Origin of the sequence: Kitasatospora sp. NBC_01302, from assembly GCF_035976515.1 — a bacterium.
GTDB lineage: Bacteria > Actinomycetota > Actinomycetes > Streptomycetales > Streptomycetaceae > Kitasatospora.
Window position 1 is genome coordinate 4,701,088 of the sequence record NZ_CP108404.1, and the last position, 12,928, is coordinate 4,714,015.

The window sequence follows — 12,928 nt, forward strand, 5'->3', positions numbered from 1 at the left end:
ATGTTTCACGTGAAACATCCCCCGCACACGACGGCGCCCCCGACCCTTCGCCAGGGCCGGGGGCGCCGTCGTACGGACGGGCGTCGGGTGCTCAGCCGCGCCGGTGCCGGCCGCCGCTCTGCAGCGCCTCGGCCTCAGCCTCGGACTCGGCCGCGTAGGCCGCGCCGCCCGCCTTGCGCTTCTTCCGGTCGCGCACCACCTCGAGCAGGATCGGCGAGATCGACAGCAGGATGATCAGCGCCATCGCCGGGATCAGGTACTTGTCGATCACCGGGGCCATCGAGTCCCCGAAGAAGTAGCCGATGCTGAGCATCGCCTCGGTCCACAGCACGCCGCCGACCGCGTTCCAGATGAAGAACGTGCGCGCGGGCATCTCCAGCGTGCCGGCCACCGGGTTGAGGAAGGTCCGCACGATCGGGATGAAGCGGGCCATCACCACGGCCTTCTCCGGCCCGAACTTGGTGAAGTACTCCTCGGCCTTCTGCACGTACTCGCGCTTGAAGATCTTGGAATCCGGCCGGTCGAAGAGCCTGCCGCCCACCCGCGCGCCGATCAGGTGGCCCAGCTGCGCCCCCGCGATCGCACAGAGCGGCGCGCCGATCAGCAGCACGGCGATCGGCATCTGCACGCCCGGCCCGAAGGCCTTGGCGGCGGCCGAGGAGGCGGCCACGCCGGCCAGGATCAGCAGCGAGTCGCCCGGCAGGAAGAAGCCGATCAGCAGACCGGTCTCGGCGAAGATGATCGCCAGCAGGCCAACCGTCCCGACCGAGCTGATCAGCGACTTGGCATCAAGGAGATTGACCGCTAGGTCGGTGGTGGTAGTCACCGGCGCAGGATAGCGCGGCCGGGTGGCCACAAGCTTGAATGCCCGGCCCCGGCGACCGGGCCCGAGCGGGCGCGGCGGGGCGCCCGGGAGGCCGTCGAAATCCCCGGATACCGCCCGTGACCTGCCCGGACCATACCTTTCGTCCGCAAACGCCACGGCTTCTGTCCCGACTGGCGAGCACGGAGATGAAGCCGCCCGACGAGTCTGGGAGGATGGCACAGGCGTCCGGGCGCGTCCGGGCCGTGGCGCACAAAACACCCCCCGACAGGAGCGGATTCGCATGCCTATCGCAACTCCCGAGGCCTACAACGAGATGCTCGACCGGGCCAAGGCGGGCAAGTTCGCCTACCCGGCCATCAACGTCACCTCGTCGCAGACCCTGCACGCGGCGCTGCGCGGTTTCGCCGAGGCGGAGAGTGACGGCATCATCCAGATCTCCACCGGCGGTGCCGAGTTCCTCGGTGGCCAGCACAGCAAGGACATGGTGACCGGCGCCGTCGCGCTGGCCGAGTTCGCCCACATCGTGGCCGCGAAGTACGACGTCACCATCGCGCTGCACACCGACCACTGCCCCAAGGACAAGCTGGACGGCTACGTCCGCCCGCTGCTGGCGGTCTCCGCCGAGCGCGTCGCCAAGGGCCTGAACCCGCTCTTCCAGTCGCACATGTGGGACGGCTCGGCCGAAACCCTGGCCGACAACCTGGCCATCGCCGAGGAGCTGCTGGCCCAGGCCCGCGCCGCCAAGATCATCCTCGAGGTCGAGATCACCCCGACCGGTGGCGAGGAGGACGGCGTCTCGCACGAGATCAACGACAACCTCTACACCTCGGTCAACGACGTGGTGCGCACCGCCGAGGCGCTCGGCCTGGGCGAGAAGGGCCGCTACCTGCTGGCCGCCTCCTTCGGCAACGTGCACGGCGTGTACAAGCCGGGCAACGTCGTGCTCCGCCCCGAGCTGCTGCGCGAGCTGCAGGACGCGATCGGCGCGCAGTACGGCAAGAAGGACCCGTTCGACTTCGTCTTCCACGGCGGCTCGGGCTCCTCGGACGAGGAGATCGCCACCGCGCTGGAGAACGGCGTGGTCAAGATGAACCTGGACACCGACACCCAGTACGCCTTCACCCGCCCGGTCGTGGACCACATGTTCCGCAACTACGACGGCGTCCTGAAGGTCGACGGCGAGGTCGGCAAGAAGAACACCTACGACCCGCGCACCTGGGGCAAGCTGGCCGAGGCCGGCATGGCCGCCCGCGTGGTCGAGGCCACCAAGGCGCTGCGCTCGGCCGGCACCCGCCTGAAGTGACCCCGCCCGCGGCCGTCCGCCCGTCCTGAGGGACCGACGGCCCGCACCGGCACCCCGTGAGCCCCGGTCCGGCACCCGCCGACCGGGGCTCACGCATGATGAGACTTCGCTGGGAGAAGCGCCCTCGTTCCTGAAAGCCAAGAGGCCGGACGGCAAAATCTTGCTCAGCTCCCGGTCAGGATTTCGCCGAAATGCGTGGTCTGTCAGGTTCTTCTCATAGATGCGCCGAAGGCTGTCACGCATGGCTACCAGCGTGCTACCGATCGCCCCCGAGCTGAACACCTCCAGCAACTGGCCGATCCGCAGAGCCCCGTGGCGTTCGCCCGAGGGACAGCCGGCCTACGCCAGACCCGCCCTGCTCGGCATCGCGGCCGTGGCCGGACTCCTCTACTTCTGGGGAATCGGGCAGAGCACCTACCACTCCTTCTACGCCGACGCCGTGCGGAGCATGACCGAGAGCTGGAAGGCCTTCGTCTTCGGCTCCTACGACCCCGCCAACACGATCACCCTCGACAAGCTGCCCGGCTTCCTGTGGCCGCAGGCGGTCTCCGCCCGGATCTTCGGCTTCCACCCGTGGGCGCTGACCCTGCCGCAGGCCATCGAGGGGGTGCTGTCGGTCCTGGTCCTGTACCGCGCCGTGCGGCGCTGGGCCGGCGCCAACGCCGCGCTGCTCGCGGCGGCGGCCTTCACCCTGACCCCGGTACTGGCCGGCCTGTTCCGCACCGCCGTCGAGGACCCGCTGTTCACCCTGTTGCTGCTGCTGGCGGCCGATGCCGCGCAGCGCGCCGCGGCCACCGCGCGGTTGCGCACCCTGCTGCTGGCCGGGGTCTGGGTCGGGCTCTCCTTCCAGGCCAAGATGCTGGAGTCGTGGGCGGTGCTGCCCGCGCTGGCCGCCGTCTACCTGATCGCCGCGCCGACCAGGCTGCGCCGCCGGCTGGCCCACATCGGACTGGCCGGCCTGGTCACGCTGGTGGTCTCGGCCTCCTGGGTGCTGCTGGCCACCGTGACGCCGGCGCAGGACCGGCCCTACATCGACGGGACCACCAACAACTCGGCGTTCAGCATGGTGGTCGGCTACAACTTCCTGAACCGGTTCACCTCGGTGGGCCTCAACGCGGGCGAGACCGGCAGCGTGACCTCCGGGCAGGGCGGCATCATGTGGGGCGGCAACACGACCGCCGACACGACGGATCCGGCCGCCGGCGGCACCCACAAGGCGGGCTCCACCCGCTCGGGCGGCGCGGCGACGGGCGCCGGTGCGGCCACCGGCGCCGGCCAGCAGAACGCCGGTACCGGCCAGGGCGCAACAGCCGCCCAGGGCGCCTCGACCGCGCAGAACGCCGCGGCCGGACAGGGCACCGCGGCCGGACAGAACGCAGCGGCCGGACAGGCTCCTGCCGCGGGCCAGCAGGGTCCCGGTGGCGGCGGCCACAAGGGCGGCGGCGGTCCGGGCGGCAGCGACGGCGGCTGGACCAAGATGTTCGGCTCCCAGTTCGCCCCGCAGACCGGCTGGCTCTACCCGCTGGCCGCGATCGCCCTGCTCTGCGCACTCGCCTGGCGCCGCCGCGAACCCCGCGGTGACACGCTGCGGGCCGGCTACGTGATGTGGGGCACCTGGCTGGCGACCTTCTTCCTGGTCTTCAGCGCGGGCAGCGTCGGCGGCCACAGCTACTACATGGGCGTGATCGCCACCCCGCTGGCCGCGCTCAGCGGCGCCGGCATCGTGCTGCTCTGGCAGGCCTTCAAGGCCGGCGGGCGCAGGGCCTGGGCGCTGCCGGTCGCGGTCGCGGCCACCGCGGGCTGGGCCGCCTACCTGGCGCACCTCTACCCCACCTTCCTGCCCTGGCTGACCCCCGCGACCCTCGCGCTCGGCGTGCTCGCGCTGGCGCTGCTGGGCCTGGCCCGCAGCACCCGGTTCGGCGAGCGCCGGCTGGGCCGGCTGCGGATCGCCACGGTGGGCCTGATCGCCTCGCTCTTCGCGATGCTGCTCGCGCCGGGTGCCTGGGCGGCCTCGGTGCTGGACTCCAAGTACGGCAACTCCGGCATGGGCACGGTCGGGCCGCAGGCGGCCCACGGCGGCTTCGGCGGCGGCGCGGCGGGCGGCGCCAAGGGCCGCACCCCGGGCCGCGGCGGCCAGGGCGGCGGCGCGGGCACGGCGGGCGCCTGGGGCGGCGGCGGTGGCACGGCCGGCGCCTGGGGCGGCGGCGCAGCCACCGGGCGGTCCGGCGGCGGGCGCGGCACCCAGGCGGGCGGCGCCGCGGGCCAGTTCCCCGGCATGGCGGGCGGCGGCATGGGCGGCGGCATGGGCCAGTTCGGCGGTGGCGGAACCAGCCTGACCAAGGCTCAGCAGCAGATCCTCGACTACACCGAGGCCCACGCCGACGGTGCCCGCTACCTGTTCGCCACCACCAGCTGGAGCGCCTCCTCGCCGTACATCCTGGCCACCGGCAAGGAGGTGATGCCGATGGGCGGCTTCACCGGGCAGGTGCCCTCGCCGTCCCTGGCCCAGTTCCAGCAGCTGGTCGGCAGCGGTCAGCTGCGGTACGTCCTGCTCGGCTCGACCGGCGGCTTCGGTGGCCGGGGCGGCAGCTCCGGTCCGACCACGGCCATCACCACCTGGGTCCGCAGCACCTGCGCCCCGGTGGCTCCCGGTGACTACGGGCAGTCGGTGAGCAACGCCGGCGCCCAGCTGCTGTACCTCTGCAGCCGCTGACCGACCAGGCCGTCACCGCACGGCACGAGCGCCCGTGGGTCACCGCCCACGGGCGCTCCCGTTCGCTCGGGGCCAGCTGGCAGACTGGGAACCATGACTGAACGGAAGAACTTGCTCTCGGGCCCGGGCCCGACGCTGCTGTCCGAGGAGCCCGAGCCCTACCGCCGGCTCGCCGAGGAGTCCGCGTCGCCCACCCAGCTCGCGGCGGACTACCCGTGGTTCTCCCTGGCCTGGGCGATGCTGGCCGACGACGCCTTCACCGAGGGCCGGGTCGTCGAGTCCTACGCCTACGCCCGCACCGGCTACCACCGCGGCCTGGACGCGCTGCGCCGGGCGGGCTGGAAGGGCCACGGTCCGATCCCGTGGGAGCACCGGGCCAACCGCGGATTCCTGCGCTGCCTGGCCGCACTCGCCCGGGCCGCCGATTCCATCAAGGAGACCGAAGAGGCCGGTCGCTGCTGGGAGTTCCTGCGGGACAGCAGCCCCGAGGCCTACACCGCGCTGAAGCAGTAGCCGAAGCGGCCGCCAGCACGGCGGCCCACCCCTGTGGGCGGTGTCCGACCGACGATCCGTCGGGCCGGGCACCGCCCTCGGCCGTATCAAGACGGCCACCGCCCTCGGCCGTATCAAGGCAGCCACCGCCCTCGGCCGTATCAGGGCAGCCACCGCCCCGGTACCGCCACAGCAGCGCTGCCGGCGCCGTCAGCAGCCCCAGCACGGGCAACCGGCTCAGAGCGGCTTCCGGTGACGGTCCCTCACCGAAGGACGGGCAGGAAGCCGCTCAGGTCGCTGCGCTCACCGCTCGCGCCGACCTGGGCGGCCTCGACCGCTTCGGCCCACTCCTGGCGCCCGGTGGCCAGCCGCAGCCAGGTGAGCTGGTCCATCTCCACCACGTTCGGCGGCGTCCCCCGGGTGTGCCTCGGCCCCGGGACGGCCTGCACCACCGCCACCGGCGGCACCCGCAACTCGACCGCCCCGCCCGGCACTTGATCGGCCAGCGCATCCGCCAGCAGCCGGCAGACCGAGGCCAGCGCGAACCGGTCGTGCGGGAACGGCGCCCCGCCCAGCGCCGCCGCCAGGTCGTCGGCGTGCACCACCGTCTCCACCAACCGGGTGACCAGCAGGTCGGCCAGCGCCATCGAGCCCAGCCGGATCTCCAACCGGCGGGCCGGATCCAGGACTTCGGGCCCGCCCAGCATCCCGAGCAGCGCGTCGGCGGCCTCGTCGAAGGCCGCGGCCAGCTCGGCCGGCGCCCCCGCGAACCCGGCCGCCGACCGCTCCCGCGCCTGGGCGTCCACCTGCTCGGCCAGGGTGCCCACCTGGGCCACCCAGTCGGTCAGCCCGAGCGGTGCCAGGCCCTGCTGCGGCGCCGCCAGCCGGCCGGGCAGCCAGGCCAGCTGCACCGCGAGGTGCGCCAGCAGCTCCCGGACCCGCCACTCGCCGAGCCGGGTCGGCGCCGCCAGCAGCCGCTCGGCCTCGGGGTCGGCGCAGAGCCGGTGCACCGCCGTCCGCAGCGCCTCGGTCTGCGCGCCGAGCGCGGCCCGCACCTTCGCCGGGTCGTAGCCGCGGGTCTTCCTGGTCACCGTCCTCGCCATGGCGCCAACCTACCGGCCGGCAACGACGAACGGCCCGCCCCGACCAGCGGGGCGAGCCGTCCTGACGCGCTCGGACTCAGCGGGTCCGCTCAGCCGAGCAGCGCCTCGATCACACCGGTGTGCGCCTCGGTCAGCTCCGCCAGCGAAACGCTGAACTGGCCCTGGACCTCCAGCACCTCCCCGTCCACCACGCCGATCCGGGTGGCCGGCAGGCCCCGCGCACCGCACATGTCGGTGAACCGCAGCTCCTCGCTGCGCGGCACGGCGACCACCGCGCGGCCCGCGGACTCGGAGAACAGGAAGACGAACGGGTCCAGCTCGGCGGGCACGATCACCCGGGCGCCGTGGCCGCCGCGCAGGCAGCTCTCCACCAGCGCCTGGGCCAGACCGCCGTCCGAGAGGTCGTGCGCCGCGTCGATCATGCCGTCGCGCGAGGCGGCGATCAGGATCTCGCCGAGCAGCCGCTCGCGCTCCAGGTCCACCTTGGGCGGCAGGCCGCCCAGGTGGTTGTGGGCCACCTGCGACCAGGCGGAGCCGCCCAGCTCGTCGGCGGTGTCGCCGAGCAGGTAGAGGTGCTGGCCCTCCTCGGCGAAGCCGATCGGGGTGCGGCGGGTGACGTCGTCGATCACGCCGAGCACCGCGACCACCGGGGTCGGGTGGATGGCGACCTCGCCGGTCTGGTTGTAGAGCGAGACGTTGCCGCCGGTCACCGGGGTGCCGAGGATCTGGCAGGCGTCGGCCAGGCCGCGGGTGGCCTCGGCGAACTGCCACATCACGTCCGGGTCCTCGGGGGAGCCGAAGTTGAGGCAGTCGGAGACCGCGAGCGGCTTGGCGCCGCCGGCCGCCACGTTGCGGTAGGCCTCGGCCAGCGCCAGCTGGGCACCGGTGTACGGGTCCAGCTTGGCGAACCGGCCGTTGCCGTCGGTGGCCACCGAGACGCCGAGGTTGGTCTCCTCGTCGATCCGGATCATGCCGGAGTCCTCGGGCGTGGCCAGCACGGTGTTGCCGATCACGAACCGGTCGTACTGGTCGGTGATCCAGGACTTCGACGCCTGGTTCGGCGAGCCCGCGACCGCGAGCAGCGCGGCCTTCAACTCCTCGCCGGTCCCCGGGCGCTGGAGCCGCTCGGCGGTCGGCGCGTCGGCCTGCAGCGCGTCCTGCCAGGCCGGTCGGGCGAACGGGCGCTGGTAGACCGGGCCGTCGTGCGCCACGGTGCGCGGCGGCACGTCCACCACCTGCTCGCCGTGCCAGAAGATCTCCAGCCGCTCGCCGTCGGTCACCTCACCGATCACGGTGGCGATGACGTCCCACTTCTCGCAGATCTCCAGGAACCGCGCCACCTTGTCGGGCTCGACGATGGCGCACATGCGCTCCTGCGACTCGCTCATGAGGATCTCCTCCGGCGAGAGCGTGGCGTCGCGCAGCGGCACGGTGTCCAGCTCGATCCGCATGCCGCCGGAGCCGGCCGAGGCCAACTCCGAGGTGGCGCAGGAGAGTCCGGCGCCGCCGAGGTCCTGGATGCCGAGCACCAGCTTCTCCCGGAACACCTCCAGGGTGCACTCGATGAGCAGCTTCTCCTGGAACGGGTCGCCGACCTGGACGGCCGGGCGCTTGGCCGGCTTGGAGTCGTCGAAGGTCTCCGAGGCCAGCACCGAGACGCCGCCGATGCCGTCGCCACCGGTCCGGGCCCCGTACAGGATGACCTTGTTGCCGGCGCCGCTGGCCTGGGCCAGGTGGATGTCCTCGTGCTTCATCACGCCCACGCAGAGCGCGTTGACCAGCGGGTTGCCCTGGTAGCAGGGGTCGAAGACGACCTCGCCACCGATGTTCGGCAGGCCCAGGCAGTTGCCGTAGCCGCCGATGCCCGCGACGATCCCGGGCAGCACCCGGCGGGTGTCCGGGTGGTCGGCCGCACCGAAGCGCAGCGGGTCCATCACGGCCACCGGGCGGGCGCCCATCGCCAGGATGTCGCGCACGATGCCGCCGATGCCGGTGGCCGCGCCCTGGTAGGGCTCGATGTAGGACGGGTGGTTGTGCGACTCCACCTTGAAGGTGACCGCGTAACCCTGGCCGACGTCGACCACGCCGGCGTTCTCGCCGATGCCGACCAGCATCGCGTCCGACTGCGGGGCCTTCTCACCGAACTGCTTCAGGTGCACCTTGGAGCTCTTGTACGAGCAGTGCTCCGACCACATCACCGAGTACATCGCGAGCTCGGCGCCGGTGGGGCGGCGGTCCAGGATCTCCCGGATCCGCGCGTACTCGTCCTGCTTCAGGCCGAGTTCGGCCCAGGGCTGGGCAGCGTCCGGAGTCTGCTCGGCGTTCTTTACGGTGTCGAGAGTCATCTCAGGAACTCACCAACTGCTTGAGGACGGACGTGAAGAAGCCCAGACCGTCGGTCTTACCCGTGCCGATCAGCGGTTCGACGGCGTGCTCCGGGTGCGGCATCAGACCCACCACGTTGCCGGCCGCGTTGGTGATCCCGGCAATATCGTTGATCGAGCCGTTGGGGTTAGCCACCTCGTTCGGATGACCGGCGAGGTAACGGAATACCACCCGCCCCTCGGACTCCAGCTCGTCGATCGTGCGCGCGTCGGCGGTGTAGCGGCCGTCCATGTTCTTCAGCGGGACGGAAATCTCCTGGCCCGCCTGGTAATCCGTGGTCCAGGCCGTGCCCGCATTCTCCACCCGCAGCTTCTGGTCGCGGCAGATGAAGTGGAGGTGGTTGTTGCGCAGCATCGCACCGGGCAGCAGGTGCGACTCGGTGAGCACCTGGAAGCCGTTGCAGATACCGAGCACCGGCATTCCGAGCCTGGCCTGCTCGACGATGCTGTCCATCACCGGCGAGAAGCGCGAGATCGCGCCGGCCCGCAGATAGTCGCCGTAGCTGAATCCACCGGGCAGGACCACGGCGTCGACCTGGTGGAGATCCTTGTCACGGTGCCACAGCGCCACCGGCTCGGCGCCGGCCAGCCGGATCGCCCGCTGCGCGTCCCGGTCGTCGAGCGAACCGGGGAACGTGACGACGCCGATCCGGGAGGTCACGAAGTCTCCTCGACGCGGACGGTGAAGTCCTCGATCACGGTGTTGGCCAGAAAGGTCTCGGCGGCTTCGCGGATCCGGGCGAGCGCGGCGTCGTCCACCGGGCCCTCCAGTTCCAGCTCGAAACGCTTGCCCTGGCGGACATCGGCGATCCCGGCGAATCCGAGACGGGGCAGTGCGCGCTGCACCGCCTGTCCCTGGGGGTCGAGGATCTCCGGCTTGAGCATGACGTCGACTACGACGCGTGCCACTGGCACTCCCAAAGGTGTGGTGCGTGAAGGCGGGGGACCTTCAGACTACCGGGGTTCAGCGGGCGTTCGACGGCCCGGATGCACGTCGGGATAGGCGACGCGCGTAGACCCGCACCCCTTACGCCGCAAGGGTTCCACCCTTCCCCAGCGCCCGTTTCCTCCCCCTTTAAAGAACTTCCCAGGTTCGGCCAAGCCCGCTCGCGGCGCCCGTCAAATACCGGCACACCGGACAGATCGGCCTCGGGTGAGCGGCGGTATCCGGGCCGAAGTAACGGTACGGAGGCGAAGCGAGGTGAATATCCGGAAAAAGAATGCAAGGCCCATCGATTTCCCCGGGTGCGGGGTGCAGAATAGGGCCACCGGCGGTGGCAGGAGCTGCGCGGGCGGTGCGACCTTCCGGTCCACCCTTGTGCCCCTGGAACGCCGTAGCACAGGGCCGCCGCGGCACACCGCGCCCGGTCGGCCGAATTGCCGAGAGGATTGACACCCATGGCTCAGCGTGTAGTCGTCACGCTCTCCGACGACCTGGACGGCGGGGCTGCCGCCGAAACCGTCCACTTCGGTGTCGACGGGAAGTCGTACGAGATCGACCTGTCCCTGGACAACGCGGAAAAGCTGCGGGAGGCACTCGCGCCCTTCGTCGCGGCCGGCCGCCGCCAGAGCCGCACCGGAAAGTCGTTCCGCCGCACCGCGCTCGCCCCGGACCCGGCCGCCGTGCGCGCCTGGGCCCAGTCCCGGGGGATGGAGCTGCCGGCCCGTGGCCGCATCCCGAAGCACGTTTACGAAGCGTTCGCCGAGGCCAACTGAGCCTGCCCGCCGCCCTGTCGGCGCCCTTCCGCCGCCCGCCCACCCGGGTCGCGGCGGAAGGGGTGCGTGACCAGTCCCGACGATGGGGTAGAGTATTTCTCGTCGCCGCAACCGGAGCCAACAAGGGCCGGGAGCAGCGGCCGGTGCCTCCAAGCACCGTGCGGACGTGGCTCAGTTGGTAGAGCATCACCTTGCCAAGGTGAGGGTCGCGAGTTCGAATCTCGTCGTCCGCTCGCAGAACCAGTGGTACTGCAGTACAAGTGAAGATCGTGCGGACGTGGCTCAGTTGGTAGAGCATCACCTTGCCAAGGTGAGGGTCGCGAGTTCGAATCTCGTCGTCCGCTCAGTGGAAATGGGTCCCCTTCGGGGGGCCCATTTCGCGTTTCCCCGCCGATGGGCCCCTTAACACCCCGGCAAGGCTCCGCCGCCGGGCGATGACATTTGTCACCGCCCACCCGTGGATTCGCACGCCGAACCGGTGCGCGACGGCACTGCCCGCGCCGCCCGGGCGGCGGCATCGTTGCAGCCATGACCAGCACTTCTCCCGCCGTCGAGGCCAAGGGCCTGCGGCGGCGCTACGGCAGCGCCCAGGCGAGCGGCTTCACGGCCGTGCGCGGGCTGGACCTCACGGTGCGGCGCGGCGAGCTGTTCGCCCTGCTCGGCACCAACGGGGCCGGCAAGACCTCCACCATGGAACTGATCGAGGGGCTGGCCAGGCCCACGGCCGGCACCGTCACGGTGCTGGGCCACGACCCGTTCCAGGAGCGGGCCGCGCTGCGGCCGCGGATCGGGATCATGCTCCAGGAGGGCGGCTTCCCCGGCGACCTGACCGTGGCCGAGACGGTCACCGGCTGGGCGGCGCTCTCCAGTACCCCGCGCCCGGTGGCGCAGGCGCTGGACCTGGTGGGCCTGGGCGGGCGGGCCGCGGTCCGGGTCAAGCAGCTGTCCGGCGGCGAGAAGCGCCGGCTCGACCTCGCGGTGGCCCTGATCGGGCGCCCCGAGGTGCTCTTCCTGGACGAGCCGAGCACCGGACTGGACCCGCAGGCCCGGGCGGCCGTCTGGGAACTGGTGCGCGAGCTGCGCGCCGAGGGCACCACGATCCTGCTGACCACGCACTACCTGGAGGAGGCCGAGCAGCTGGCCGACCGCCTGGCGATCATGCACCAGGGCCGGGTGGTGACCACCGGCACGGTCGCCGAGGTGATCGCCGACCGGCCCGCCCGGATCAGCTTCGAGCTGCCCGAGCAGCCCTCCCCCTCCCTGCTGCCGCTGCCCGGCGCCGAGGTCGGCTTCACCGGCCGCAAGGTCAGCGTGCGCACCACCGAACTCCAGCGCACCCTCACCGAACTGCTCGGCTGGGCCGCCGCCGAGGGCGTCACGCTGCACGGGCTGGACGCCCGCAGCGCCACGCTGGAGGAGGCCTTCCTGGCCATCGCCGCCGAGGCGGGTCCGCCGCAGCCGGCCGACGAGCCCACCGCCCCCGCCCGCCGCCGCAGCCTGATCGGAGCCAACCGATGAACCTCGCACCTTCGTTCGCCGTACCGCGCGTGTCCGGGCGGCTGCTGCTGGCCCTGGCCCGCACCGAACTCCTGCTGCTGCGCCGCAACCGCACCGCGCTCCTGACGGCGGTGTTCATGCCGATCGCGCTGGTCGGCGCCCTGCACTCGATCCTCACGGCCCAGCGCGGGCACCTGGCCGGGGTCAGCATGAGCGCCGCCCTGCTGCTCAACCTCACCGTGGTCTCGCTGGTCTTCGGCGTCTACTACAACCTGACCGCCGCCTACGTGGCCCGCCGCGGCGAGCTGGTGCTCAAGCGGCTGCGCACCGGCGAGCTGACCGACGCCGAGATCCTGGGCGGCACGGCGGTGCCCTCGGTGCTGCTGTCCGGGCTGCAGATCGTGCTGATGGCGGTCGGCATCGCGGCGCTGGCCGGCCTGCCCGCCCCGGTCAACCCGGTGCTCGTGCTGCTCGGCCTGCTGCTGGCGCTCGGCGTGCTGGTCCCGCTCGCCGCGCTGACCAGCGCCGTCACCCGGACCGTGGAGACCAGCGGGTTCACCACCCTGCCGGTGGTGCTGATCACCATGGCCGGCTCCGGGCTGCTCGTACCGTTCAGCGTCTTCCCGGGCTGGCTCGCCGACCTCGGCCGCCGGCTGCCCGCCACCCCGGCGCTGGAGCTGCTGCGGATCGGCTGGCTCGGCGGCGACGGCTCCGCCCCCGCCACCTCACTGGCCGGCACCTGGCAGCCCGCGCTGCCCTACCTGCTGAGCGCGCTGGTCTGGATCGCGATCGGCTGCTGGGCCGCCCACCGCTGGTTCCGCTGGGAGCCGCGCCGCTAGAAGCAGGCGCTGAGCAGGGGATCTGGTAGGAAGGGCGCTGGCACGGAAGAGGGGA

At 72.1% G+C, this 12,928-nt stretch carries 11 protein-coding genes and 2 tRNA genes; 8 read left to right on the forward strand and 5 right to left on the reverse strand.

What is annotated here, in order from left to right; genetic code table 11:
• Positions 1-91 precede the first annotated feature (91 nt).
• A complete protein-coding gene (locus tag OG294_RS20270; RefSeq protein ID WP_327067926.1) occupies positions 92-826 on the reverse strand; it encodes a DedA family protein in 735 nt (244 codons plus the stop codon).
• 280 nt (positions 827-1,106) lie between these two features.
• Here OG294_RS20270 and fbaA point away from each other — a divergent pair, with 280 nt between their 5' ends.
• From fbaA to OG294_RS20285, 3 genes are all read left to right on the forward strand, one after another.
• The gene (gene fbaA, locus OG294_RS20275) at positions 1,107-2,129 is read left to right on the forward strand and encodes a class II fructose-bisphosphate aldolase (protein ID WP_327067927.1); all 1,023 of its coding nucleotides are present in this window, start codon (positions 1,107-1,109) and stop codon (positions 2,127-2,129) included.
• Between the two features lie 241 nt (positions 2,130-2,370).
• Complete coding sequence (locus OG294_RS20280) at positions 2,371-4,842, forward strand: ArnT family glycosyltransferase (protein WP_327067928.1); 2,472 nt, start codon at positions 2,371-2,373, stop codon at positions 4,840-4,842.
• A gap of 93 nt (positions 4,843-4,935) precedes the next feature.
• Entirely contained in the window at positions 4,936-5,355 is a 420-nt protein-coding gene (locus OG294_RS20285; protein ID WP_327067929.1) for a DUF3151 domain-containing protein, read from the forward strand.
• A 242-nt stretch (positions 5,356-5,597) separates the two neighbouring features.
• On the opposite strand, the gene OG294_RS20290 is transcribed toward OG294_RS20285, so the two are convergent.
• The 4 genes from OG294_RS20290 to purS form a co-directional block, all read right to left on the reverse strand.
• Positions 5,598-6,437 (reverse strand): sterol carrier family protein, encoded by an 840-nt coding sequence (locus OG294_RS20290; protein WP_327067930.1) that lies wholly within the window; start codon positions 6,435-6,437, stop codon positions 5,598-5,600.
• Between the two features lie 89 nt (positions 6,438-6,526).
• The gene (purL, locus tag OG294_RS20295; RefSeq protein ID WP_327067931.1) at positions 6,527-8,782 is read right to left on the reverse strand and encodes a phosphoribosylformylglycinamidine synthase subunit PurL; all 2,256 of its coding nucleotides are present in this window, start codon (positions 8,780-8,782) and stop codon (positions 6,527-6,529) included.
• A 1-nt stretch (position 8,783) separates the two neighbouring features.
• Positions 8,784-9,482, reverse strand: coding sequence for a phosphoribosylformylglycinamidine synthase subunit PurQ (purQ, locus tag OG294_RS20300; protein WP_327067932.1), 699 nt, complete (start codon positions 9,480-9,482; stop codon positions 8,784-8,786).
• Positions 9,479-9,730, reverse strand: a complete 252-nt coding sequence (gene purS, locus OG294_RS20305; protein WP_184936469.1) for a phosphoribosylformylglycinamidine synthase subunit PurS — start codon at positions 9,728-9,730, stop codon at positions 9,479-9,481. The genes purQ and purS overlap by 4 nt, the downstream gene beginning before the upstream one ends.
• Before the next feature lie 489 nt (positions 9,731-10,219).
• Here purS and OG294_RS20310 point away from each other — a divergent pair, with 489 nt between their 5' ends.
• From OG294_RS20310 to OG294_RS20330, 5 genes are all read left to right on the forward strand, one after another.
• Positions 10,220-10,537, forward strand: coding sequence for a histone-like nucleoid-structuring protein Lsr2 (locus OG294_RS20310; RefSeq protein ID WP_184936468.1), 318 nt, complete (start codon positions 10,220-10,222; stop codon positions 10,535-10,537).
• A gap of 160 nt (positions 10,538-10,697) precedes the next feature.
• Positions 10,698-10,770: transfer RNA gene (locus OG294_RS20315), tRNA-Gly, on the forward strand.
• Positions 10,771-10,808: 38 nt separating this feature from the next.
• A tRNA-Gly gene (locus tag OG294_RS20320) sits at positions 10,809-10,881 on the forward strand.
• 184 nt (positions 10,882-11,065) lie between these two features.
• The gene (locus OG294_RS20325) at positions 11,066-12,055 is read left to right on the forward strand and encodes an ABC transporter ATP-binding protein (protein WP_327067933.1); all 990 of its coding nucleotides are present in this window, start codon (positions 11,066-11,068) and stop codon (positions 12,053-12,055) included.
• Entirely contained in the window at positions 12,052-12,873 is an 822-nt protein-coding gene (locus OG294_RS20330; protein WP_327067934.1) for an ABC transporter permease, read from the forward strand. The genes OG294_RS20325 and OG294_RS20330 overlap by 4 nt, the downstream gene beginning before the upstream one ends.
• Positions 12,874-12,928 lie beyond the last annotated feature (55 nt).